The following is a 23,023-nucleotide window of genomic DNA, read 5'->3' as shown; positions in this document are numbered from 1 at the left end:
GTCCTGGGACGCCGCGCGGCTCAATAGGTCAAAGTGACGATGATCGTATCCGTGTAGAGGCCGGGCGCGCCCATCGCCTGCGCAGGCGCCAGACCATAGACGGTCAACGTCTGCGCCCCGCCGGCGCCGACGCCCGACAGTTTGAAGCCGGCGGCGTCGCCCCACGGCAGCGCATGGGCGGGGTCGCGATAGAGATTGTATCCGATCGTTCTGCCTTCCGGTCCGGTCATCTTTCGCGCGGTCGCCGTCGCGCCGGCGCCCATGCCGGCCGAGAGGCCGACCTCATAGGGCGTATCCTTCGTGCAGACGACGGCGAGCCTCGACGTGGCTTGCGCCGACGCAGCGGGAGACGCGGCGCTGGCAAAGACCATGTTGCTCGCGCTGATCGTGCAGGAGGCCTGCAGCGTCACTGCGACGGTAAGCAACGGCGCATCGCTGGACAGCAGACCACTCAGGCACGCATTGGAGACGCCGTCGTAACCGCTGTCGGCGACGATCGCCGCTCCGGAGATATCGTCCGTGTAGGTCCCCGCCGGCAGGCCGGCGGTTGCGGAAAGGATTTTCGCATAGACCGTTCCCTGCACGCTGGCGCCGCTGTTCGTGTCGTATGGCGTCGACAGAAACACCGTTTCGGACTCCCCGAGCCAGGGGACGGTCATCTGCGGATCATGATAGAGACCATAGGCGATCGAGTTTCCGGCGCCGTCATTCATCGCCCTGTTGAACTCGCCGCCGCCGGCCGCGCTTTTTCCGAACCTGGCGCACACCCCGATCTGATCGGTCTGCAGTCCGGGCAGGCAGGATTCGCTGAACCGACCCGTCGTCGTGGCGCCCTGCAGATTTGAAACCCCCAGCCTCCCAAACGAAAGGGTTATCGGGCGTGGAGAGAAGGAGCAGAAGGCGCCGGCGCGCGCCACGTCAGGAAACGAAGCGGCCAGCGCGAGAAATGCGGCAAGCAAAGGAACCGGGCCTCGCCGACTGTCGCGACCACTGTCGCCTCGGCGGAGGGCCGAGCCTTTTCGCCGGCGCCTAAATGACAAATGTGCTCCTCGGCCGCCCCTCGTCACCGCTGCGAAGGCGCAACGGGACAGCCTAAGCTAAAGCTTAGACCGTGTAATTCAAGCGACAAATTTTCGGAGGGAAGCGCGGCCGCCGGAGCTCTGCTTTTGACTGGCTCCAATCGCTCGGCAGGAACGCTCTCAGCCCGCAAGCGGAGCGATCAGAACCGCCCAGCAAACGCCCATCATCGCGACGGCCATCACGGTCGCCACAGTCGCTTCATCGTCGAAGTTTTTCATCGCTCCCTCCCCGTTACTGGTGAAAAAGATACCGGCGAGAGGCCGAAGGCGATGTGTGTGAACGCACGGGTCGTCACAGGGAGGCTTGAGCGCGAGCGAGGACTTAAGGCGGCCCTGTCGCGCAGGGCGAAATTGGCCGCGCGTCAGGAATCCAGGCTTCGAGCAACCTTTTTCAGTCGCTCCAGAATGCTGGGCGGTTCGGGTCGCTTTTGGCTGCCGCGCCGCCTGCGATGCTTCTTCTCGACGTCCTGGTCCGGCGTGGCGGAAGATAACGATTGCACGCTCGCTGACGCAGACGAGGCCGCGCTCCTGGAGAGACTCTGCCGATGCCGCCGCGCCCATTTTTCCAAAATCTCCGGGGGAACTCGCTGTGGCGTCGAAGCTTGCGGCGCAGCCTCCGGTTCGTCCCGAGCTTCCTCCGGCTCGGAAGCGACTGTGGTTTGCGGGCTGCGAAATCTCCAAAGGAGGAGAAAGGCCGCCACGCCGAACGGAGCGCCGATGTAGGCCTGTGGACCGTAGCCGAACATCTCGGCGAAGACGTCGATTGCAAAAATCACCGACAAAAACAGACCGATGTAAAACAGCATGCTTTGCTCAGGGGGCTCGTGGGGACTCAAGTTTATAGAACAAAAGACCGGCCCCGTCGCGAAAATCAGCGCTGCGTGAAGCCTTCATCAGGCTCAGCCATAGAAGAAGAAAGGGCTGGCGCGCTCAAGATCTCGTCTATGTCCATCTCAGCCCGACGGGAATGCTTTCGATACGGCGATTAGCAGATTGCCAAACGCAGGGAATCACAGCAAACCCGTGTTTGCCTTCCTGTCGTCGAAAGGATTACCCATGAAGCGCGTTCTGATCGCCGCCGTCGTACTCGGCGCCGTTGCTTACGCTGTATACGCCGGCTGGCTCCGGAAACCTGAATCCGTGGACAGCGCCGGCAACGCGCCGACCTCTTCCGAAGCGCCCGCCACAACCCCGGCGTCCACCGCCGTTCCAGAAGCGACGCCGGCCGCCGAAGCCGCTCCGCCGGCCGCCTCCGCGCCGGAGCCTGCGCCCGCCGCGGCGCCGGCCGCCAGTCCCGCGCCTGAAAAGGCCGCTGAAACGGCCCCCGCGTCCGCTGCGCCGAAGCCTGCCCCGGCGCATCACGCGCCCCATGCAAAGAAGCCCGCGAAGCAGCACTGACGACCGCAAGCGCCCCGCTCAATCGCGGGGCGCTTCGCTTCTGCGAGGCAAAGGCATAAGCCAGCGCACTCGGAAGGCCGGCGCGCGAGCGAGCGTTCGGGCTTCGAGAGGTCCAAGCGCCGGCGAGAGCTCGACGGCGAGACAGGCTCGAGAGGAACCGCGCCCGCTCATCAGGGTTATCTCTGCTCGATGTTTTGATCCCGTCCTGCAGAGACGGAGGCGCCCTTGCGGATGAGTGCGAAAAGACGGCTCCCGATGCCTGGCCACTCCCCGCCCGCCAGGTCCCGCGCGCGTGGCCCGTGAGCGCCCTCCCCTCCGCCTCGGACCTTGGGCGGCTGGCGGCGCCCGACGCCTTTCTGTGGGCCGTCGGCATCGAGGACACCTTCATCACGGCGCCGCATCCGCGAACCGGCCGCACACTCGACGAATATGAACTGACGGGACACTACGATCGGTGGCGCGAGGACCTGGCGCTCATCGCCCAGCTGGGGACGCCCTGCGCGCGCTATGGCGTGCCCTGGCATCGCGTGCAGCCTGCGCCGAACGTCTGGGCCTGGGGCTTTGTCGACGCCGCGCTGGAGCGCATGCTCGCGCTGAAGATCGACCCCATCGTCGACCTCGTGCATTACGGGCTGCCGCCGTGGATCGAGCGCGCCTTCCTCAACCCCGATTACCCCTATTACGTCGCCGAATATGCGGCGCGGCTGGCGGAGCGATTTCGCGGACGCGTGCGATGGTATACGCCGCTCAACGAACCGCGCATCACCGCCTGGTATTGCGGACGGCTCGGCTGGTGGCCGCCCTATGAGAGAAGCTGGCGCGGCTTCGTCGCGCTTATGATCGCCATCTGCCAGGGCATTGTCGAGACCGTGCGCGCGCTGCAACAGGTGGATGCGGAAATCGTTCCGTTCCACGTCGATGCAACTGATATGTTCGACACGGACGATCCGACGCTCGTGGCGGAGGCGCGCCGCCGCCAGGAAATCGTCTTTCTCGCGCTGGACCTGATCAGCGGTCGCGTCGACCGGAACCATGCGCTTTGGGACTGGCTCATCAGCGAAGGCGCAGATGAAGACGTTCTCGAGAACTTCCTCGACCAGCCGCTGGACCTGCCCATCATCGGCGTCAATCTCTATCCGATCTTCACGAGCAAGAGACTTTTGCGCGACGCCGCGGGACGTCTGCGGATCAGAATGCCGCACGCGTCGGGCGATCTGGTCGAAAAGATCGGGCGCATGTATTTCGACCGCTATGGCGCGCCGCTGATGGTTTCCGAGACCGCCGACAAAGGCTCGGCGGCGCGACGGTTGGACTGGTTGCGCCAGTCGGTCGCCGCCGTGAGACGCTTGCGCGTCGACGGCGTGCCGATGCTGGGTTACACTTGGTGGCCGATGTTTGCGCTGGTGACATGGGCCTATCGCCAGGGTCGCCGCCCGCTGCACGATCATCTGCTGCAAATGGGCCTGTGGGACCTCGACCCTGATCCGAACGGACAGCTTGCCCGCCTGGAGACGCCGCTGGTCGGCGCCTATCGCGATCTGGTTCGCGGCGGGTCTCAGTCGGTCGGTCCGCTGGCGGCGAGCGGCGCTCCCCGCAGCCCGATGCGCGCGGGATAGACGACGCTTTCTTTTTTCGCCCTTCAGACGATGCGAGAGGAACAGGCATGTTTCGCAGTTTCTTTTTTGCCGGCTTCGAAGGCTCGACCGGCTATAACCGACACGGGGAATGGTTCGACCAGGTTGCGGCGACCGGCCACGACAGGACGCTCGACCAGGACTATCGTGAGATTGCGGGTCTCGGCCTGCACGCCGCGCGCGAAACGATACGCTGGCCGCTCGTCGACCAGAGAGGCCGGCATGACTTTTCGACTGTGACCCCCTTCATCGAGGCGGCGAAGCGCCACCGCGTCGATGTCATCTGGGACCTGTTCCACTACGGGTTTCCCAGAGACGTGGATCTCTGGTCGAGGGGCTTTCCGACCCGTTTCGCGGACTACTGCCACGCCGTGGCGCGCTTCATCATGTCCCGCTCGGAAGGGCCGTTTTTCTTCACGCCCGTCAATGAGCCTTCCTTCATGTCCTACGCTGCAGGCGAAAAAGGGCTTTTCGCTCCTCACGCCACGGGGCGCGGCTGGGAGCTCAAGGTCGCGCTCGCGCGCGCGGCCATCGCCGGGATCGACGCCATCCGCGCCGCCTGCCCGCGCGCGCGCTTCGTCAACGTCGATCCGTTGTGCCGCGTCGTCGCGCCTCGCGATAGGCCCGATCTTGCGGAGGAGGCCCGGGATTTCAACGAACGGCTGGTTTTTCAGTCGTGGGACATGCTGTCCGGCCGTCTGCTGCCGGAACTCGGCGGAAGTCCAGACCATCTCGATATCGTCGGGATCAATTACTACTGGACCAATCAGTGGGAGCTCAACGGTCGCCCGAACGGCCATGGCGTTATTCCCCCGCTCGCCGACGACGACGCGCGCCGCGCGCCGCTGGCCGACCTCGTCCGGTCCGTCTGCAAACGCTATGGACGGGAGGCGATGATTACCGAGACGAGCCACATTGGCCACAACCGCGGGCCATGGCTTCGCGAAGTCGTGGGGATGGCGGAGGCGTTGCTCAGCGAGGGCGAACCCCTCAGGGGCGTCTGCCTCTATCCGATCCTCGGCATGCCAGAGTGGCACGACCGCGACATCTGGACCCCAATGGGCTTGTGGGACCCTCTGTGCCATCGGGACCCTTCCGCCGGCCGTCTCGTCTGCACGCCGATGCTCGACGCGCTTCGTTCGGCCGAGAAGGTGGAGGCGCTCCACCGGAGAGCGCTGTCGAGACTCGTGAAGGCTGCGCCAATTCGGCTGAGCGCCAGCGAAACGCCGCGGGCCGCTATGCGAAACGCGTCGCGTCGGCGCTAGGCCGTGACGGCGCGAAAAACAAACCCGGCTCGAGGCCGGGTTTGAAGTTGGTCGTCTCGTGTCGTCGGCAAGACAACCTTCATCTTGGCTATAGGAAGCGCGCCGTTGACGGAACCCACTTTCCCGCCCTTCCACGGACTGTTTTCGCCAATGGCTCTCGCGGTCGAAAATAAGCCCGAGTCCTAAGGGACCCGGGCAAGTTGGAAGGGGAACCGACTGTCGAAAAACTACACGCGGCTCCCACGGCTCTGTCCCGCAAACGCCGCCATTCTGCGCGCATTAATCGCCATCTTCCCCGAAGGGGCCCTTTAGCCGCCGCTGACAGAAAATTCGCGGCGAATAGCCTCGACGATTCTCTGAATGGACCCCTCGGAGTCGGTCCCGCGCTGTTCTGCGTTGACGGCGCGATTCTCCGTTGCGGCGAGTTCGGCCTCTTTGGCGCCGATGTAGGACTGCAGGAGCTCGATGTCCTTGTGAGCCTGGGCGACTCTCGCCGTCAGCTCGGCGAGTTCGTTTTCGGCCTGGCGGAGGACCGCTTCCGCGCGTTCAGCGCGGGCCTCGGCGCTTTGCAGCTGCTGCTTCACGGCTTTCGCCGCATTGTGGGCGCGCGCCACGGCGTTCGTCGCCTGTTGTTCCCGTTGCCGTATCGACGCCGCCGCCTCTGAGACCAACTCCAACACGGAGGTCGCGCCCTCCTCGCTCTGACCGAGCCGGCGCTTCGACCCCGGCAGCGGCCGGGGACTTGAATGATCCTTTTGAACCAACCTGTTGACGACTTGGTCGAGGTCCAGCGTGCCCACGACTCCCCCCGGGTTTCTGCAAAAATCAGATTCTGTTACGAGACTCGAAACTTTAAGCATTTGGCAAGAAAAGCGGAAAAATCTCAACCCGGACGCGAGGTTAGCGTTGCCTCGGCCGCTGGTCTGCGCGGCAAAGGCCTATAAGATCATTCAGTTGCGCACATTGTGGATAAATCCGCCCGCGGCGGTTCACCTCTGGCGTAACAAGGTTGCGTCAGGGCGTCCGCGAATCGCGGCCAAAGGGAGCCTAGTTCCGCCGGCGCGGCACGAGGTGCAGGAGCCGCGCCAGCCGCCGCTCCGTGAGAAAGGCGAGGCTGAACAATTGGACGAGATTCTCCGCCTCGATCAGCTCCAAGCCGATGGAGGCTGGCGTGAGGTCCTTCCTCGTCCCGAAGATCATATCCCAGACCGAGAGGACGATGCCGTAATTACTGTCGTGCTCCGCCCGAAGCGTCGAATGATGGGCGCGGTGCAGTTGCGGCGTGATGATGACGTACGACAGCAGCCGCTCGCCGGGGAAAGTGAAATTCCCGTGATGGAACAGCACAAAAAACATCCGCACGATCTCGCAGACGACCACGATGCTGGCGGGGACCCCGAACAACACCACGCAGGCGCATTTGACCAGCACTTCGAGAAACTGGTCCAAAACGTGAAACCTCAGTCCCGTGGTGACGTGGTAGCTCTTGTCGCTGTGATGGATTTTGTGGAAACGCCACAAAAACTCGGACTTATGGCCGAGGTAGTGCCACACGTAGACCGCGAAATCGAACAGGACGAAACTCAAAATCCACTTCGCGGGTCCGTCCTGCATTTTCCCCAATAGGCCATAATGGGCGTAATTGGAGGCGACGAGCAGCAGACTGGAAATAGAGAATGCGCTCATAATCAAATTATTGGCCAGGAACGCGCCCGTGTTCGTCGCAAAAGACTTCTTCAACTCATGTTTTGGAACCTTCACGTAAGGAAACTTCTTCTCCAGGACGAGAAGGGTGGCGAACAGCAGCCCGGCGACTCCAAAAAGGTAGCCTTCGATCCCCGACGCGCTCATTGCCCACTCCAAATTCGCAAGACCGTCCCGGATGGCGATCGCATGATCATGGGTTTTCACAATCAGGGGTTTTCACACCGCCCCGGACCGCTGCGGCTTCGTTCGCAAACCGTCCGGAGATTGGCCAGGATTGATCGGTCACGACCATGCATCGATGAACTATATGAGATCATAGTTTGCGGCGATCAAGATCGTCAGGAGGGGTGATATGCTCGGGATCGGGGCGTCAAAACCGGTCGCCGGTCGATCGGAGGAGATCGTCGAATGCCCCGTCAGGAGGGCATACTCTTTTATTGGCGACGCGTTTTTCGAGAACTATCCGAAGTGGTGTCCTCAGGTCGTCGAACTCGAGGAACTCTCGCCGCCGCCCGTCCATGCGGGAACGAAAGGGCGGCAGGTGACAAGGGACCGAGGCATCGACAGTGAATCGACATTTCAGATCGCCACCTTCTCTCCCGCCAGCGTGCTTGAAATCGAAGGGCTCTCGGAGCCTTTCCGATCGTCTTACGAGTTCCAGCCGGAAGGCGAAGGAACGACGCGCATCGTCTTCACTTTCGAGCTGAAAGAACTGGATCTCGTGATGCGGCCCTTTCAGAAACTCATTCGTACCGCTTTACAGGAAGGAGCCGAGCAAACCGTCGAAAACATCAAACGCCTGCTCGAGGACGGCGCTCCGTCCTAAGAAGGCGACACAAAAAGCGGAAAGGGGAAATGATGTTCATCGTGCAAAAAGACAAGGGGGTCATCCCGCATGTGCTCACGCAGATATTAGACTCTTGCGTCAACGGCGTTACGCTCAGCGATCCGGACCTGGAGGACTCCCCCATCGTCTACGCCAACAAGGCGTTCGAAAACATCTGCGGCTATCCGCAGGATGAGATCATCGGCCGCAACTGCAGGTTTCTGCAGGGGACCGATCGAGACCAGGCTGAGCTCGATCGCCTGCGCGCGGCGATCAAGAAAGGCGAGCCGGTCGAAGTGACGCTCCGCAATTATCGGAAAGATGGCGCGCTCTTCCACAATCGACTGGTCGTCAAGCCGCTCTTCGATGAGCGCGGCAATGTCGTCTATTTCCTGGGGGTGCAATATGACATTACCGACCAGGTCAAAGCGCAGGAAGAGATCAAGACCTTGAACGAGAAACTCACGCTCTCGGGCGTGTAAACGCCGGTCTCATCAGGCCGAGCCGGTCGCGCATTCCAATGCAGCGGGGTTCTGAAAAGCCGGCTGCAGCGATCTTCGAGACTCGGGTCAACTTTGCATGCGCTGCGCGGCGACGCCCGGCGCGGCCTCCAAGCTACGTGCCGCTAAACCAGTTGTAACCCTGCTTTTCCCAATAACCGCCCGGATTATCGTTTGTGACGAAGATCTCGGTCACGAACTTCGGATTCTTGAAGCCGAGTTTCGTCGGCATGCGAATTCTGACCGGATAGCCGTATTTCGTCTCGGGGAAATCCAGCACGAGGAGGGTCTGCGGGTGGAGCGCCGTGGGCATATCGATGCTCGTCCAATATTTATCGGCGCACTGAAAGCCCACATATTTCGCGGTGAGGTCAGCGCCGATGCGCTCCAGAAACGTCCTGAACGGCGCGCCGGTCCATTTGCCAACCGCACTCCAGCCCTCGACGCAAACGAGGCGGGTGATCTGCGTGGTCTGGGGCAGCGCGCGAAGCTCCTGAAGCGTCCAGCCGCGCTTATCCTCGACGAGCCCGGAAAGATGCAATCTGTAAGTCGTCCCGTCGACGACGGGCGCGAGCGCCTCCTCATAATAGGCGTTGAACGGAAATGGCGTTACGACGTCGGCTTCGGAATAGCTCGGGGCGAGCTTGTCGGGATTGAACAAGGCGGCCTGGACGCGATCGTTCCATCTGGACATCGCCCACAGCAGCCGATCGACCGCATCGTCATCCTTCAAGGTGCACCCCGACAAAAGCGTCAGGGCGCCGAGCGAGAGACCCTGCTTGAGAAAGAGCCGGCGCTCCATGCGCTCCAGCTGGGGCTTGAAGTCAGTGAGCGACGCGCCGCCAAGAGCTTTTCGGGTTTTCATCGGCTCTGCCGCTCCTTTGCATACGCCTTGGTTAAGCGTCCCGTCACCATGGATGCGATCGTCCCCTTCACGGCAAGAGCGACGCCGCCGTGGATCACGATGAACGACGCGAGGATCGCCATGCCGGCAAAATGGATATGGCGCGCCTGATCATAGCCGCCGAGGAGTTTAGTCAGTTCGTGCAACTGAACCGGCTTCCAAAGGGCCAGCCCCGAGAAGAAAAGCAGTAACATGTCGCCGATCGCGAGGACATAGAGAACGCGCTGCACGATATTGTAGTCGCCGGTTCCATGGAGCAGAAGATGTTTCATCTCCAGTTTGACGTTGCGGTACGCGGCGATGGGCCGGACGTCGAGGATTCTGCGCAGGAAGTGGCCAGAAAAGACCCCATAGCCAAGATAGGCGAACCCGTTGAGAAGCAAGAGCCACATCGCAGCGAAATGCCATGCGAGCGCGCCGGCCAGCCAGCCCCCGAGCGTCAATTCGCCTGGAAAGCGCACCTCATACAGCGGGGCCGCGTTGTAAATCCGCAAGCCGCTCATCAGCATGGCGATCGCGGCAAAGGCGTTGATCCAATGCGTCACGCGCACGAAGAGCGGATGAACGAGCTTCCCTCTCCTTGTTGACGCCTTCCGCAACATCGCGCTCCTCTTGAGAATATTTACCAGAAGCGCTACCGTGCCGGCGCAGTTCTTCGGCCAAAATGGCCGTGAATTTCGCCAGGATACGATGGCCGGCAAAGGCGATGCTGCGTTGCAATAGCGCGTCGGACCGCCCGTGACTGTGTTGAAATTTGAATCGGCGCGACTGCAGCGCCAGCCTTGACAGCGGCCTAAAATGAAACGTCTCGCGCGCCTATCCGTCCTGGTCCCGATCGCCATGTCCCCGGCCTTCGCCGGCGACAACGAAAGCCTCGCCGGGCTGCGGATGGAGTGCGACACCTGCCACGGCGTCGACGGCGTTTCGGTCGTCCCGGATCAGACGCCGACGATCGCCGGCAAAAGCGAAGCATATCTGTTTCGTCAGCTCCAGGCCTTCGAGACCGGCAAGCGACGGCACGAAACAATGCTGATGATGGGCCAGAAACTATCGGACCAGGAGATGAAAGCGCTCGCCCGCTATTATTCCCGCGTAAAGCGTTAAAGCCTCGCCGTCCGGGCATGCGCCGCCTCCCCGGCTGTCTGCGGCCCGATGTTGAATTAAATAGAAAGGGCGCAGCTTTTTCGGCGGCGTCGGCCTGCCCGTTCAAGACAGGCCCGGAGCCGAGCGTCACATGGATGATAAGGCGAGAGATCACGGGCCTGAGAAGCCGCAGGAGGGCGCCTCGAGCGCAGGCGCCCTTGTCGCGCTGGTGCAGGCGCTGTTGCGCGACTTGCGGCCGAGCCAGGGTCAGGCGGTCGACATTTCTCTTGCCAGCCGCCTCGAACAGGATCTTGGCGTCGACAGTCTGGCGCGCACCGAGCTGACCGCCCGCATCGAACGGACGTTCCACCTGCGTCTGCCGCTGGACCGCGTCAGCCAAGCTGAAACTGTCGGCGATCTCCTTGCCGCGATCGAACATGCGCGCCCTCGCGACACAGGCGTGCGCTACCGCGCCCCGACGGCGCAGCCGCTGCCGCCGGCTCAGGCGCCCGGCGACGCGCAAACTCTGGTCGAGACCCTCGAGTGGCATGTCGCGCGTCACCCGGACAGGCTTCATCTGACGGCGCTGGAAGACGACCGCACGGAGATCGGCGCCCTCACCTATGGGGAGCTGGCGGAGCGCGCCCGCGGCGTCGCGGCCGGACTCATTGCGCGCGACGTCGCGCCTGGCGACAGGGTTGCGATCATGTTGCCGACCGGACTTGAATTTTTCGCCGTCTTTTTTGGAATTCTTTATACCGGCGCCGCCCCCGTGCCGATCTATCCGCCTTTGCGGCTCGCCCAGATCGAGGACCATCTGCGCCGCCAGGCCGGGATCCTGCGAAACGCCGGCGCGCGGATACTGGTCACCATGCCGGAAGGTCTTGCGCTCGCTGCGCTGCTGCGGGCCCAGGTCGAGACGCTCGAGTCCGTGGAAAGCGTGGCGACCCTGCAGTCGAAGACGGACGTCGCCCCGTCGGGCGTTCGCGACGCGTCGCAGACCGCATTGATCCAATACACCTCGGGGAGCACCGGCGACCCCAAGGGCGTCGTGTTGACCCACGCCAATCTCCTCGCCAATGTGCGCGCCATGGGAGAAGCGATCAACGCCAGCTCTTCCGACGTCTTCGTGAGCTGGCTGCCGCTTTATCACGACATGGGCCTCATCGGCGCCTGGCTGGGCAGCCTGTATTTCGCCGCCCCGCTTTACGTGATGTCGCCGGTGAGTTTCCTCACACGCCCGGCAAATTGGCTGTGGGCCATCCACCGCTTCCGCGCGACGCTGAGCGCCGCGCCGAATTTCGGCTTCGAACTCTGCGTCAACAAGATCGACGCGGCGAGCCTCGAAGGGCTGGACCTTGCGTCGCTGCGCATGGTCGCCAATGGCGCGGAGCCGGTAAGCGTCTATACGCTGCGCCGCTTCATCGAGAAATTCGGCCGATATGGCTTCAGGCCCGAGGCGATGGCCCCGGTGTATGGCCTTGCCGAAAACGCCGTGGGTCTCGCCTTCCCGCCGCCCGGCAGGGCGCCCGTGATCGATCGCGTCGATCGGGAGGCCTTGACGCTCAAGGGCCTGGCGCAGCGCGCCCGCGCCAATGACGCGAGGGCCATGGAATTCGTCGCCAGCGGACAGCCCCTGCCCCGGCACGAAATCCGTATCGTCGACGCCAATGGCCGCGAACTCGCCGAACGCCGCGAAGGGCGGCTGGAGTTTCGCGGCCCCTCCGCGACCGCCGGCTATTTCCGTAACGAAGCGAAGACACGCGAGCTTATTCACAACGGCTGGCTCGACAGCGGCGACCGCGCCTACATGGCCAACGGCGACATTTTCATCACCGGCCGGATAAAGGACATTATCATTCGCGCCGGACGCCACCTCTATCCGCAGGAGATCGAGGAGGCCGTCGGCCTCATCCCCGGCATTCGCAAGGGCTGCGTCGCGGTCTTCGGCACGCTCGATCCGCGCTCGGCCACCGAGCGCGTCGTGGTCGTCGCCGAAACTGCCGAGACTGACCCGGCGGCGCGTGAAAAGCTCGTCGCGCGCGCCCATCAGGTCGTCAGCGAAGTCAGCGGCGCGTTGGCGGATGAGATCGCGCTCGTCCCGCCCCGCTCGGCCCCGAAGACCTCGAGCGGCAAGATCAGGCGCAGCGCGGCCAAGGCGCTTTACGAGCAAGGCAGCCTCGGCGCCCCGGGACAGGCAGTCTGGCGCCAGCTGGCGCGGCTCGCCTTGGCGGGGCTCGGCCCACAGTGGCGGCGCGTTCTCGCGTCGATCTGGAGCCTCGCCTATGCGGTCTGGTGGTGGACCGCCGTCGCCCTCGGTTATTCGGCTGCCTGGCTGGGCGTGATGACGCTGCCGGGATTGCGCCGCCGCTGGGCCTTCGTCAGAAAAGTCGCAGGCGCGACGCTCGCCGCCCTGCGCGTCCCCGTGAAAGTCGAAGGCCTCGAATACATCCCCGAAAGGAACGCCGCGCTCGTCTTCAATCACGCGAGCTATGCGGACGTCATCCTGCTCACGACCTTCCTGCCGGGCGAGCCGGTCTATGTCGCGAAGAAGGAGCTCGCCGGACAGGTTTTCGCCGGACCGTTCCTGCGCCGCCTCGGCGTGCAATTCGTCGAGCGTTTCGACGTTGCGGCGAGCGTCGCCGACGTCGAGGCGCTGCTTGCGGCCGCGCGCGAGGGGCGCAATCTCGTTTTCTTCCCGGAGGGGACCTTCACGCGCCGCGCCGGACTAACCGGATTTTACCTCGGCGCCTTCAAGACGGCGGCGGAAGCTCATCTCGACATTGTTCCCGGCGCTTTGCGCGGGACCCGCTCGATGCTGAGAGGCGGACAATGGTTCCCGCGATGGTCCGCGCTCGGACTCAAGATCGGCCCGCCGCTGCATGCCGGCGGCGCGGACTTCACGTGCGTCGTCAGATTGCGCGACGAAGCTCGGCGCTTCGTGCTCGAACATTGCGGCGAGCCGGATCTCGATCAGCTCGTCAAACCCAAAGTCTGAAAGCCCTCACCCGCCCGCCTCTCGATGCCTCGCCATTTCGATCCCACGCTGGTCAACGACCGCTTCGACGATCCGGGCCTTTATGTCGACCTCGCCTTCGAGCGGCGCGCGCTGCTCTTCGACATCGGCGATATCGCCGGCTTGCCGACGCGGAAAATTCTGCGCATCAGCGACGTTTTCGTCAGCCATCGACACATGGATCATTTTGCGGGCTTCGATCAGCTCCTGCGCCGGGTATTGGGGCGGGAGAAAGTCATCGGCATCTATGGACCTGCCGGCTCCATCGAGGCGATCGGGCATAAGCTCAAGGCCTACACCTGGAATCTCCTGGATGGATATGACGGCAATGTAAGCTTCCGCGTCACCGAGATGGACGCCGTCGGCAACATGACGAGCGCCCTTTTCTCAGGGCGCGAGAGTTTTTCCCGCCAGCACGCTGAGCGCCGCGCAGAAGCCGATGGGCTGCTCTTGAAAGAACCCGGCATACAGGTCCGCGCCACCACGCTCGATCATGGCGTGCCGGTTCTTGCCTTCGCGCTGGAGGAGCGGGCGCAAATTAACGTCTGGCGCAATAAGCTGGAGGCGGCGGGGCTGGCCGTCGGCCCCTGGCTACGCGATTTCAAAGAAGCGGTATTACACGGCCGCGCGGATGCATTTCCGATTGAAGTCTCCTGGCAAGCGCCCGACGCTGACACGCCGAAGACTCTTCCGCTCGGACAACTCAGGAACGAGATCATGCGTGTCTCGACCGGGCGCAAGATCGCCTATGTGGTCGACTGCGCCTTCACTCGAGCAAATGTCGAAAAGATCGTCGCGCTCGCCAAGGACGCAGACACGCTCTTCATCGAGGCGACATTTTTTGAAGCCGACGCCGCCATCGCGGCGCAACGTCGTCACCTGACCGCGCATCAAGCGGGGACGATCGCACGGCTCGCCGGGGTCAAACGACTCGTCACCTTCCATTACTCCCCGCGCTATCGCGGCGAGGGAGAACGCCTAGCGGAAGAGGCGCAGCTTGCCTTTCTCGGACGCTGAGAAGAAGACCCTTTCGGCTCATTAGTCCGACATCGCCCTTCTCTTGCGCAGCTCGATGACCTCGGCCGAGGCCGCCCTTTCCCCGATCAGGAACCAGGAATGCTCGGCCCCATGCCCTTTGAGCTCCACATGGCCGGCGTCCTCGAAGGCGAAGTCGTCCGCGAGGCGCAGATGAACCGCATCGGAAACGTGAATCTTGTTCGGCTGACCCGTGGATTGGTAGCGGCTCGCCATATTCACCACCTCGCCCCAGAGATCGTAGGAAAACTTCCTCTTTCCCACCACGCCGGCGACGACCGTTCCCGTGTGGACGCCAATACGAATTTGCAGCGGCATCGGAAATGTCTTCGAATAAGCGTCGACGGTCTTGATCGCCTCCAGCGCGAATTGCGCGATACGCTGGCAATGCAGAGGCGTGCGGTCGGGCACGCCGCCGACGACCATGTAGCAGTCGCCAATAGTCTTGATTTTTTCCAGCTGGTAGCTTTCAACGAGTTCGTCGAAGCGCCCGAAAATATCATTGAGCATACGGACGGTTTCGTAGGGACCGAGCTTTGCGGCGAGACCGGTGAAGCCGACGATATCGGCGAACAGCACCGTGACCTCCGGATAGGTCTCCGCAATCATTTCCTCGCCGTTTTGCAAGCGCGCGGCGATGACGGCCGGCAATATATTGCGCAGCAACTTGTCCGATCGGTCGCGCTCCTGTTGCAACTCCGAGGACGTTTCCTCGACCGTCCTGACTTTGTCCTCCAGCCGCGTGAAAGCCGCATGCAGGCGGTCCGCCATCGTATCGATGGCGCCGCCGAGCCTCCCGATTTCATCCGAACCGGTCACGCCTGTCTTTCGCGTCAGCGCGCCCTCGCCGATCGCTTCGACCGCAGCCATGAGTCTGGCGCCGCGACGCAGGAATCTGAAAAGGAGAACGGCCGCGGCGGCGATGATTGAAAGGACGAATAGAACAGCAACGACGGTGTTGGCGCGCACGAGCTGATCCGACCGCCCATTCAGGGTCTCGAGCGTCAATTTGTGGCGCGTGTCCACCGCGTCCAGAAAATCCGCGACCGGCTTCATGATCGCGGCCTTGCCCTTACTGTAATTTTCGTCATTCAGGAGGCGGATGGCGGTCGCCTGATCGGGGGCGCCTTTTCTCGTATACTTCCCTTCGCCGTCCTCGAATTCTCCCTTGGCGGCGTGCATCGCCCGAAGCTCCAGCTCCGCCAGCTTGTCAGACCGGATTTTCGCGTCCTTGAGGAGGTTGAATTCACGCGCGGTGATGCCCGTCTGCAAAAGCCGGTCTTCGAGCGACTGCGCGCCGCGCGACGACAGCGCCGGTTCCGCAATCAGCTTGCCGGTGACGAGGTCCCAGTAAACGCTGTTGTAACCCGCCGGGGCTGCAAGCTTGCCGTCGCGAATGTCGAGAATTTGCTGGTAATATTTGACGAGCGACTCATCCTTGGTCACCGTGAACTTGCGTGCGAAGCGCGTGAGATACTCCGAAGATGCGCGAAGCTCATCAGCAAGTTTATATGTCTGGAAATAACTCGCCTGCTCCTGTTCCAGGCCGTCCTGGATATGCTCGAGGAGAACGCCAATATAGAGATTGGCGCCGGCCAGAGCGATCTCCGCAGCGAAAAAAGCAATGAAGAAATGTCGTAACTGCATGAGCGCTGGTTTCCCGTCTCGCTTGGTCAGCGAAGGCTATCAGCCAGTCAAGGCTAGGGCAAACCTTACGAACGCCGCGTTGCCGGCATTTTCACTTTCCGATGTCCGTTAAGGCCAGAATGCTTTCGTCGATCTCGCCGATTGAGGCTACGCCCGTCAGCGTCATAGAGACCCGCATCTCGTTCGCCAGGATCGACAACATGTTCTCGACCCCCGGCCGCCCGCGAGCGGCGAGCGCGTAAGCAGCCGCGCGACCCAGCAGCACCCCCTTCGCCCCCAAAGCCAGCATGCGCAAAACGTCGAGGCCCGAACGGACGCCGGAGTCCGCAAACAAGACGACGCCGTCGCCGACCGCTCGGGCGATTTCCGGCAAGGCGCGCGCTGTCGAGATGGCCCCGTCGAGCTGCCGGCCGCCATGGTTCGAAACGACGATCCCATCCGCGCCGAAGCGCAAGGCGTCCCGCGCGTCCTCGGGGTCGAGTATCCCCTTGACGATCATCGGGCCCTTCCAAAAATCGCGTATCCATTCGAGATCCGGCCAGCTGATCGCCGGATCCATATTGGCGGTGAGCCAGCCGATATAGTCTTCGAGCCCGATCCGCCGTCCCATGTAAGCGGAAATATTGCCAAGGTCATGCGGCCGCCCCATCACGCCGACGTCATAGGCCCAGCCCGGCCGCGTCAGCGCTTGAAACAGACGACGCAGAGAGGCGTAAGGGCCCGACATGCCCGAATGCGCATCGCGATAGCGGGGCCCCGGCGTCGGCAGATCCACCGTGAAGACGAGAGTCGTCACGCCGGCGCCGCGGGCGCGCTCCAGGACGTCGCGCATGAATCCGCGGTCTTTCAAGACATAAAGCTGAAACCATAACGAATGTGGGCAAGTCGCCGCGACCTCGTCAATCGAACAGACAGAGACCGTCGATTGAACAAAGGGAATTTTGCTGGCGGTGGCGGCGCGAGCCAACTGGACTTCGCCGCGACGCGCGAACATGCCGGCCAATCCCACGGGCCCGAGGATGAGCGGAAGCGCCGACTGCTGCCCGAACCATTGGGTCGACAGCCTGATTTCCGCCGCGCCACGAAGGGCGCGCTGTCTGACCGGGATGGCGGCGAGGTCCGAAATATTGGCGCGAAGGGTCATCTCCGACCCCGCGCCGCCGTCGATGTAGTGAAATAGAAACGGCGGGATTTTCCGGCGGGCGGCCTCGCGATAATCCAAGGCGGAAGAAATGATCACGCGCGCCTCCGTGAAGAACTCGGCTTCGCGATGAAGACTTGCGCCTGGCGACGATTAGGAGTTGGGTGATTATGCAATCGAGCGCTCGCGAGACATTGGAATCGAAATCAAAAGACGCCGAGCGCTTGCCCTGCTCTGAATAAGCATGCGTCTCGCCGCATGGTCACGTTGTAGTTGTTAACGCCTTTCTAACTCCTTACTTGAAAAGCGGATCATCGAGATACAGGTTAATCGGTTGTGTTAGTGCTTGCGTGGGGAGGTCGATATGACGGATGAGACGCAAGAGTTTTTTTCAAAAAGTTTATTCTCAGGTTCATGCCGGGACAAAGCCTTCCAGTCGCCTTCCCTCGTCGTCGTCGAGAACAGAGCTCTGATTGGGGAATGCCTCGCGCTCTGCCTCCAGAACAAGCTGAGACTGCCGGTTCTGACCTATCCGGACGTGAAGTCCTGGGCTGAAGACCCGCTCGGCTCGTCTGCATGCGCCATCATCTTGAGCGGACTCGAGCGCCAGATCAGCGAGCAATTTGAAATCATCCGGGAGCTGTGCCGGAGGCAAACCGGCGTTCCCGTCGTCATCTTCTCTGATACGGAGAAGAAAGACCAAATCGCCAAGAGCCTGCGCTGTGGGGTGAGGGGCTATATCTCGAGCGACACCCCCCTCGAAATCGCTGCGCGCGCGATAAAGCTGGTCATCGTCGGGGGCGTATTCATACCCGCCGCTTTGGTCATGGAGGAAGACGACGATGTCGAGCCGGAGGCGCTCGGGAGCGCAAAGTTCGAGTTCACCCCGCGGGAATATGACGTCGTCAGGCGACTGCTGAAAGGCGAGTCCAACAAGCTCATCGCTCATGAACTCAATTTGAGCGAAAGCAGCGTGAAGGTGCACATCCGCAATATCATGCGCAGATTAGGGGTGCACAACCGAACCGAGGCGGTTATTGCGCTCGGCTCGATCGTTCAGAGCAAGACGGGTCACATGGAAAACCCGCCTGGTTTTTTTGCGCTCGGCCCCGCTCGATAATCCTCGATAATACTTGCGTGAGCTGCGGCGAGAAAACTCGCCGCCCGCGGTCACTTGACGATCAACTGCATCGCGACGGTCGGATCGAAGTGGTAGTTGAAGCCGAGCCGCGCGATTTGTCCGTTGAAACGTGTGCTTGCAGTCACGTTCGCGGTATTAACGAACGCAGGGCTGGCTGGCCCAATTCTGAAAGCGTCCGTAATGGCTCCGGTCGCGTTCGCCTGGCCCAGGTCGTAATAGAGATACTCGGCCTTCAGGCTCATATCGGGCGTGAACTTCCATTCAAAGCCGCCGCCGAGAGTCCAGCCGACGCGCGCCGTAGAAATGTGGCCAACGGAACTGTTCGACTGGGCAAAGGCCCAAAGCAAGGGAAGCACGTCCGTCGTGTGACCGACGCGATTTTGCAGGGTCATACCGCCATAGGCAAAGCCGCCGCTGGCGAAAGCAAGGATCGACGGCGTGATAAGATAGCCGGCCCGCGCGCGCACCGTGCCGAACCAATCGAGGGTTTTCTCGACGGCGACCGACGTTCCAGTCGTCCCGAGGGGCGCGCCGGCGATCGTATAGGGCGCAATGGCGGCGAAACCTCCCTGGCCCTGCTGGCTCGCACCCTGCAAATCAAACTCGACGCCGCCGACATAACGGCCCAGGACGTAATTGTAACCCGCCTGGCCGCCGCCCAACGCGCCATTTGCATTTGCCTTCAAGGCGCCGGTCGCGGTGAGCGCCGCGGCTGAGCCGAGATTTGACGCCAAAGCCTGGTCGAGCGTGTTCTGCATCGGAACGACGCGCGAGGAGACGGTGGGCGTCGCGTCCCAGCCATACCCAACGTTCAGACCGGCGTAGAAGCCGGACGTGAAGACCGCCGGGGGCGCGGAAGCCGTCTCCACGGTTTTGCCCGCGCCGAAATGATAGTTCAGCCCCATGCGTGCGATGTCGCCCCTGAACTGCGTATAGGCGTTCACGCCGAGCACGTTGCTGAGAGCGAGCGGCTGCAAAATCGTCGCAAGCGGCGAAATTGCATAGTTGGTGCTGCCGAGGTCGTAATGCAGATATTCGGCTTTGAGGCTGGCGTTCGGAGCGAACATCCATTCGAGACCGGCGCCGATAGTCCAACCAGCGCGCGTTCCCGAATACTGGCCCGCTCCGCCGGAGGCCTGCAGCAGCGCCGGCACCCCCAGGACCGCGCTCATCAATTCTCCGCCCCAGCTCTGCAAGGCGACGCTGCTCGCGCGGGCGCCGCCATAGGCGACGCCGCCCGTCGCGTAGCCGAGCAAGGTGGGCGTAATCAGATAGCCGACGCGCGCGCGCGTCGTGCCGAGCCAATCAACAGACTTGGTGTTGTGGATCGACGTGCCGGCGTAATCGACCCAGGGCGCGCCGAGAATGCCTGCCGGGTTGAAGCTCTGCAATACATGCCGCGTGCGCGTGTTTGCGCCCTGCATGTCTGTCTCGATGCCGAGCACGAAACGATTGACCTGCAGATTGAAGCCGAGCTGCCCGCCGCCGAAAAAACCGCCGCCCGCGGCAAGAGATTGGCCATTGACGCCGCGCGCGGAAGCCTCCCAGTAACCTGGGAAAGGAATGAGCGAGGGCGGCGCCATCAGCCAATTGTCAATTGACGTCTCCGCCGGCCAAGACAAAGTCGTGACCGCCGGGCGCGGATCCCAAGTGTAACCGGCGTTCAAGCCAGCATAGAACCCCTGCCAAAGCAAAGGCGGCGGCGCATCGGGCAGACCGCTCTTGAGCACGCCGGTACGCGACGCCGGCGTCGCGTCGGGCGCCAGCGGATTGCCGGCGAAACGCATGGCGTAGCTCACATTGGTGCGATAGCCGGTCTCGCGGAACGGAATGTTCGAAAAATCGCGTCCGAACTCGATCGCGAGCGACTCGCCGAATGGCGTGTCGGTGAAATTGGTGTCCGTTCTCAGGCCGCCGCCAAAGGTCTCCGCCCAAATGTTGCGGAGCTGACCCGGCGCGCGATTTTCGTGCACGCCGCTGCCCCAGGCGCCGAAAATGTAAGGGGCGACGACATGATTGAAGCCCAGGAATTCGAGATTGACGGGGCGCATAAGCTCGGCGCGCGCCGTCACGCCACGGTCCACGTTGAGCGTGCCGGACGCATAGCCGGACACGGCCTCGGAACCATCGAGAATGAAGTTTTCGGGGAGCATCAGCGGCTTGCCGAAGCTCGTCTGCATGCGGCCGATCGCGGAGAAATAGAATTGCTCCGGCAAGCCGATGTCAATGCGACCCTTGAGGTTCAACCTGTTGAAGACGGGACTCGCGTAGAGGCGCGAGAGCGGCGGACCAAACATATAGTTGTCGCTGCCTACGCGGCCGCCGAGGCCGAGACCGTAAAGAATAAGACCGCTGGCCGTCGCATTTTCGAGCCACGGAAGACGGTAGCTGCCCTCCGCTCCCAATCTCGTGACGGTGTAGCGGTCGCGGCTGACGTCGTTAATTGGAAAAAGCGAAAGGCTCGGGAACACGAAACCGAGCGGTAAGGGCTCATAGCGGTTGCGGTTGTTGATGTGCTCCAGCGAGACCTGCGTGCGAAGCGTCAGATCCGAGCGGAGAATGAGCGGATAACCGACCTTCACATTGACGCGATCGAACCTGCCGGTCGACCGTTCGCCTGCGTTGAGCAGGTCGGCTGGCAGCGGAGAAAACAAAGGGGTGGCGCGGGAACGCGCAGAGAGATAGCCGCCGCCGATAGCAAGACCGTCGATGCCGACGGGAATCGCCACATCGACGCTATAGGCCTGACTTTTTGCCGTGCCGTCGAAAAAGCGGTCCACATCCGGGCTCGACGATACGGCCCCGGAAATCTGCTCGCCAAAGCCAAAGGCGTTGTTCACGGCCAGAGCTTGCGCGAACTCCCAGGGCCCGAATTCTTTCGGCAGTCGGTTTGTGATGACCGAGGCCCCGGCGACGCGGTTTTCGGTAATCCCGATCGAAAGAACATATCTGTCGTCGCCTGCGCCAGGCTTTGCGGTCGCCACGCCGCTCACGCCGGCGATCATGCCAACGAGAATGGTTCGCCGATCATATTCGGCGGCCGTCAGATGGCGCTGGCCAAGGAGCGGTTCGAGACGGGAGCGAACAAGCTGTTGGGTGCCCTCTGACGCCCCGACAATCTCGATATCCTCGATGACTCCATCGATGACCGCGAGGCGGACAACCCCTCCGTCGAACTCCGGCCGCGGAGCAATGAGAGTCGTGAGCGGGAACGCCTTTGCATAAGCGGCCTGAAGCTCGAAGGCTGCCTGATAAATTTCCGCAACGCTGAGCCGCCTTCCCTGCAGTTTCCGCGCAAATGCGGCGTTCTGCTCGGACAGCTCGGGGAATGCGCCCTCAATCGCGACGCTTTGAACGGTGACAAACTTATTTTCAGCTCCGGCCGGCGCGAGGAGGGCTTTACGGTCACGCGCAATCGTCGCTTTGACTTCGCGAGCTGGCGGAAGCTTCGCCGCAGGCGCCAGCACGGTCGGATTGAAAGCCTGCGCCTCCGCCCTCGCCGTGAACTGAGTCGCACCCGCAACGACCGCAGCCAGGAAACAGCCGCCGCGGCGCACATGCCGGTTCTGGAAACGTTTTTTTTGCGTAGCCAAGGAACTGCGCCCGATTCAATTCGTGATCTCAGCAAGACGGTAATCAGAACATCCTGACTAAGGCTAGCTTCCTGTTCAATTCGGATGAAGTTCGCTGTGCAATGCGGTTTTTCTGCAACACATCTTATTGCTAAGCTATAGTTAGTTACACCGCATAGCATGAGCTTAGCAATTGGCGTCACCCATTTGGGCGCCCGCACTTAATCCTTTTGGGGGCGAAACCATGTTTCCTCTTAGCCGAATTGGCGTCTGTTCACCTCGTCGACGGAGCCGTAGAATGTTTTCGAAGCCTTCATTGGCTTCCCAAAAACCAGGAGGGTCATATGAAAAAGCTCATTATTGTTCCCGTTGTTCTTGCTCTTTCGAGCAGCTTTGCCTTTGCTCTCGACATCAGCCAGTCGCTTAAGCTGAACCAGTCGATCGGCGACACCTCGAAGGGCGGCTTCGCCCTCAACAAGGCTTTCGTTCTGCAGGCGCAAGTTCCCGTGAACACGACGTCGGGCAACGTCACGCAGAAAGCGGACATCGCGCAGTCGATCGGCGACACCACCAAGGGCGGCGAAGCCAAGAACAAGGCCGTCGTGATCCAGGCCCAGGTTCCGCTGAACTTCAGCGCCCCCTGAGATTAAACTTCGAGGCTGGATGACAAGCAGATCGCGGCCGCTCGGCCGCGATCTCATCTTGGAAGGCCACGCCCATCGTTCTAATATCGAGCCCTACCGGGCTTTGGGCATCCATGGCCTCATGAACAGGCGCAGGCCGATGAATCGCCTCCATGCTTCGCTTTTCGTGAGCTTGATCGGCATGTCGCACCCAACTTATGCGAATGAGATCAACGTCGTCACCGAGTCCGGCGGCTCCAGTAGCTCCGTGACCATCATTCAGACGAGCCCTGGTGAGACGAAAGCCGAAACGCATGTGCAATCCGCGCCAGGCTCTGTCGTCGTCAAGCAGCGCGGCCAGAACAGCAGCGCCGTTATTATCCAGCGCACTGGCCCTCAGGAGAGAAACAAGTAGCCGGAGAGCGCCGGGTCAATCAATGTGATTGAGCGAT

20 protein-coding genes are annotated in these 23,023 nt (G+C 62.1%); 11 read left to right on the top strand and 9 right to left on the bottom strand.

Annotation, left to right across the window (positions count from 1 at the left end; all coding sequences use genetic code 11):
- Positions 1-20: 20 nt before the first annotated feature.
- Positions 21-959: a spore coat protein U domain-containing protein gene (locus tag RVU70_RS13860; RefSeq protein ID WP_363347242.1), complete on the bottom strand. Its 939-nt coding sequence runs from the start codon at positions 957-959 to the stop codon at positions 21-23.
- A 482-nt stretch (positions 960-1,441) separates the two neighbouring features.
- Positions 1,442-1,885, bottom strand: a complete 444-nt coding sequence (locus tag RVU70_RS13855) for a hypothetical protein (RefSeq protein ID WP_363347240.1) — start codon at positions 1,883-1,885, stop codon at positions 1,442-1,444.
- 250 nt (positions 1,886-2,135) lie between these two features.
- Between RVU70_RS13855 and RVU70_RS13850 the strand changes: the two genes are divergently transcribed.
- The 3 genes from RVU70_RS13850 to RVU70_RS13840 all read left to right on the top strand — a co-directional run bounded on the left by RVU70_RS13850 (position 2,136) and on the right by RVU70_RS13840 (position 5,376).
- Positions 2,136-2,477, top strand: coding sequence for a hypothetical protein (locus RVU70_RS13850; RefSeq protein WP_363347238.1), 342 nt, complete (start codon positions 2,136-2,138; stop codon positions 2,475-2,477).
- A gap of 299 nt (positions 2,478-2,776) precedes the next feature.
- Positions 2,777-4,093 (top strand): family 1 glycosylhydrolase, encoded by a 1,317-nt coding sequence (locus RVU70_RS13845; RefSeq protein ID WP_363347236.1) that lies wholly within the window; start codon positions 2,777-2,779, stop codon positions 4,091-4,093.
- Positions 4,094-4,140: 47 nt separating this feature from the next.
- Complete coding sequence (locus RVU70_RS13840) at positions 4,141-5,376, top strand: glycoside hydrolase (protein WP_363347234.1); 1,236 nt, start codon at positions 4,141-4,143, stop codon at positions 5,374-5,376.
- Between the two features lie 308 nt (positions 5,377-5,684).
- Here the strand turns inward: RVU70_RS13840 and RVU70_RS13835 are convergent, their stop codons facing one another.
- Both RVU70_RS13835 and RVU70_RS13830 read right to left on the bottom strand, forming a co-directional pair.
- Positions 5,685-6,176: an ABC transporter permease gene (locus RVU70_RS13835; RefSeq protein WP_363347232.1), complete on the bottom strand. Its 492-nt coding sequence runs from the start codon at positions 6,174-6,176 to the stop codon at positions 5,685-5,687.
- Positions 6,177-6,423: 247 nt separating this feature from the next.
- Positions 6,424-7,227: a sterol desaturase family protein gene (locus RVU70_RS13830; protein WP_363347230.1), complete on the bottom strand. Its 804-nt coding sequence runs from the start codon at positions 7,225-7,227 to the stop codon at positions 6,424-6,426.
- A gap of 208 nt (positions 7,228-7,435) precedes the next feature.
- Between RVU70_RS13830 and RVU70_RS13825 the strand changes: the two genes are divergently transcribed.
- Together RVU70_RS13825 and RVU70_RS13820 are read left to right on the top strand one after the other, a co-directional pair.
- Positions 7,436-7,909, top strand: a complete 474-nt coding sequence (locus RVU70_RS13825; protein WP_363347227.1) for an SRPBCC family protein — start codon at positions 7,436-7,438, stop codon at positions 7,907-7,909.
- Between the two features lie 29 nt (positions 7,910-7,938).
- Entirely contained in the window at positions 7,939-8,391 is a 453-nt protein-coding gene (locus RVU70_RS13820; protein ID WP_363347225.1) for a PAS domain-containing protein, read from the top strand.
- A 133-nt stretch (positions 8,392-8,524) separates the two neighbouring features.
- Here the strand turns inward: RVU70_RS13820 and RVU70_RS13815 are convergent, their stop codons facing one another.
- Together RVU70_RS13815 and RVU70_RS13810 are read right to left on the bottom strand one after the other, a co-directional pair.
- Positions 8,525-9,274, bottom strand: a complete 750-nt coding sequence (locus RVU70_RS13815) for a molybdopterin-dependent oxidoreductase (RefSeq protein WP_363347223.1) — start codon at positions 9,272-9,274, stop codon at positions 8,525-8,527.
- Positions 9,271-9,915 carry a cytochrome b/b6 domain-containing protein gene (locus RVU70_RS13810; protein WP_363347221.1) on the bottom strand — a complete coding sequence of 215 codons (645 nt, stop codon included), beginning with the start codon at positions 9,913-9,915 and terminating at the stop codon, positions 9,271-9,273. Before RVU70_RS13810 ends, RVU70_RS13815 begins: the two co-directional genes overlap by 4 nt.
- A 196-nt stretch (positions 9,916-10,111) precedes the next feature.
- Between RVU70_RS13810 and RVU70_RS13805 the strand changes: the two genes are divergently transcribed.
- From RVU70_RS13805 to RVU70_RS13795, 3 genes are all read left to right on the top strand, one after another.
- Positions 10,112-10,417 (top strand): c-type cytochrome, encoded by a 306-nt coding sequence (locus tag RVU70_RS13805; protein WP_363347219.1) that lies wholly within the window; start codon positions 10,112-10,114, stop codon positions 10,415-10,417.
- Positions 10,418-10,547: 130 nt separating this feature from the next.
- Entirely contained in the window at positions 10,548-13,394 is a 2,847-nt protein-coding gene (locus RVU70_RS13800) for an AMP-binding protein (protein WP_363347217.1), read from the top strand.
- Positions 13,395-13,418: 24 nt separating this feature from the next.
- Positions 13,419-14,429, top strand: coding sequence for an MBL fold metallo-hydrolase (locus tag RVU70_RS13795; RefSeq protein WP_363347215.1), 1,011 nt, complete (start codon positions 13,419-13,421; stop codon positions 14,427-14,429).
- Between the two features lie 21 nt (positions 14,430-14,450).
- Here the strand turns inward: RVU70_RS13795 and RVU70_RS13790 are convergent, their stop codons facing one another.
- Both RVU70_RS13790 and lldD read right to left on the bottom strand, forming a co-directional pair.
- Positions 14,451-16,094 carry an adenylate/guanylate cyclase domain-containing protein gene (locus tag RVU70_RS13790; RefSeq protein WP_363347213.1) on the bottom strand — a complete coding sequence of 548 codons (1,644 nt, stop codon included), beginning with the start codon at positions 16,092-16,094 and terminating at the stop codon, positions 14,451-14,453.
- Between the two features lie 91 nt (positions 16,095-16,185).
- A complete protein-coding gene (gene lldD / locus RVU70_RS13785; protein WP_363347210.1) occupies positions 16,186-17,334 on the bottom strand; it encodes an FMN-dependent L-lactate dehydrogenase LldD in 1,149 nt (382 codons plus the stop codon).
- A gap of 265 nt (positions 17,335-17,599) precedes the next feature.
- Here lldD and RVU70_RS13780 point away from each other — a divergent pair, with 265 nt between their 5' ends.
- Positions 17,600-18,355: a response regulator transcription factor gene (locus RVU70_RS13780; RefSeq protein ID WP_363347208.1), complete on the top strand. Its 756-nt coding sequence runs from the start codon at positions 17,600-17,602 to the stop codon at positions 18,353-18,355.
- 50 nt (positions 18,356-18,405) lie between these two features.
- On the opposite strand, the gene RVU70_RS13775 is transcribed toward RVU70_RS13780, so the two are convergent.
- Positions 18,406-21,969 carry an outer membrane beta-barrel protein gene (locus tag RVU70_RS13775; protein WP_363347206.1) on the bottom strand — a complete coding sequence of 1,188 codons (3,564 nt, stop codon included), beginning with the start codon at positions 21,967-21,969 and terminating at the stop codon, positions 18,406-18,408.
- A gap of 323 nt (positions 21,970-22,292) precedes the next feature.
- Between RVU70_RS13775 and RVU70_RS13770 the strand changes: the two genes are divergently transcribed.
- Together RVU70_RS13770 and RVU70_RS13765 are read left to right on the top strand one after the other, a co-directional pair.
- Positions 22,293-22,592, top strand: coding sequence for a hypothetical protein (locus tag RVU70_RS13770; protein ID WP_363347204.1), 300 nt, complete (start codon positions 22,293-22,295; stop codon positions 22,590-22,592).
- A gap of 19 nt (positions 22,593-22,611) precedes the next feature.
- A complete protein-coding gene (locus RVU70_RS13765) occupies positions 22,612-22,986 on the top strand; it encodes a hypothetical protein (protein ID WP_363347202.1) in 375 nt (124 codons plus the stop codon).
- Positions 22,987-23,023: the final 37 nt, after the last annotated feature.

Source organism: Methylocystis echinoides, from assembly GCF_040687965.1.
GTDB lineage: Bacteria > Pseudomonadota > Alphaproteobacteria > Rhizobiales > Beijerinckiaceae > Methylocystis > Methylocystis echinoides_A.
Note: the sequence above shows the minus strand (reverse complement) of the source record. Positions and strands in the feature narration are given on the sequence as shown.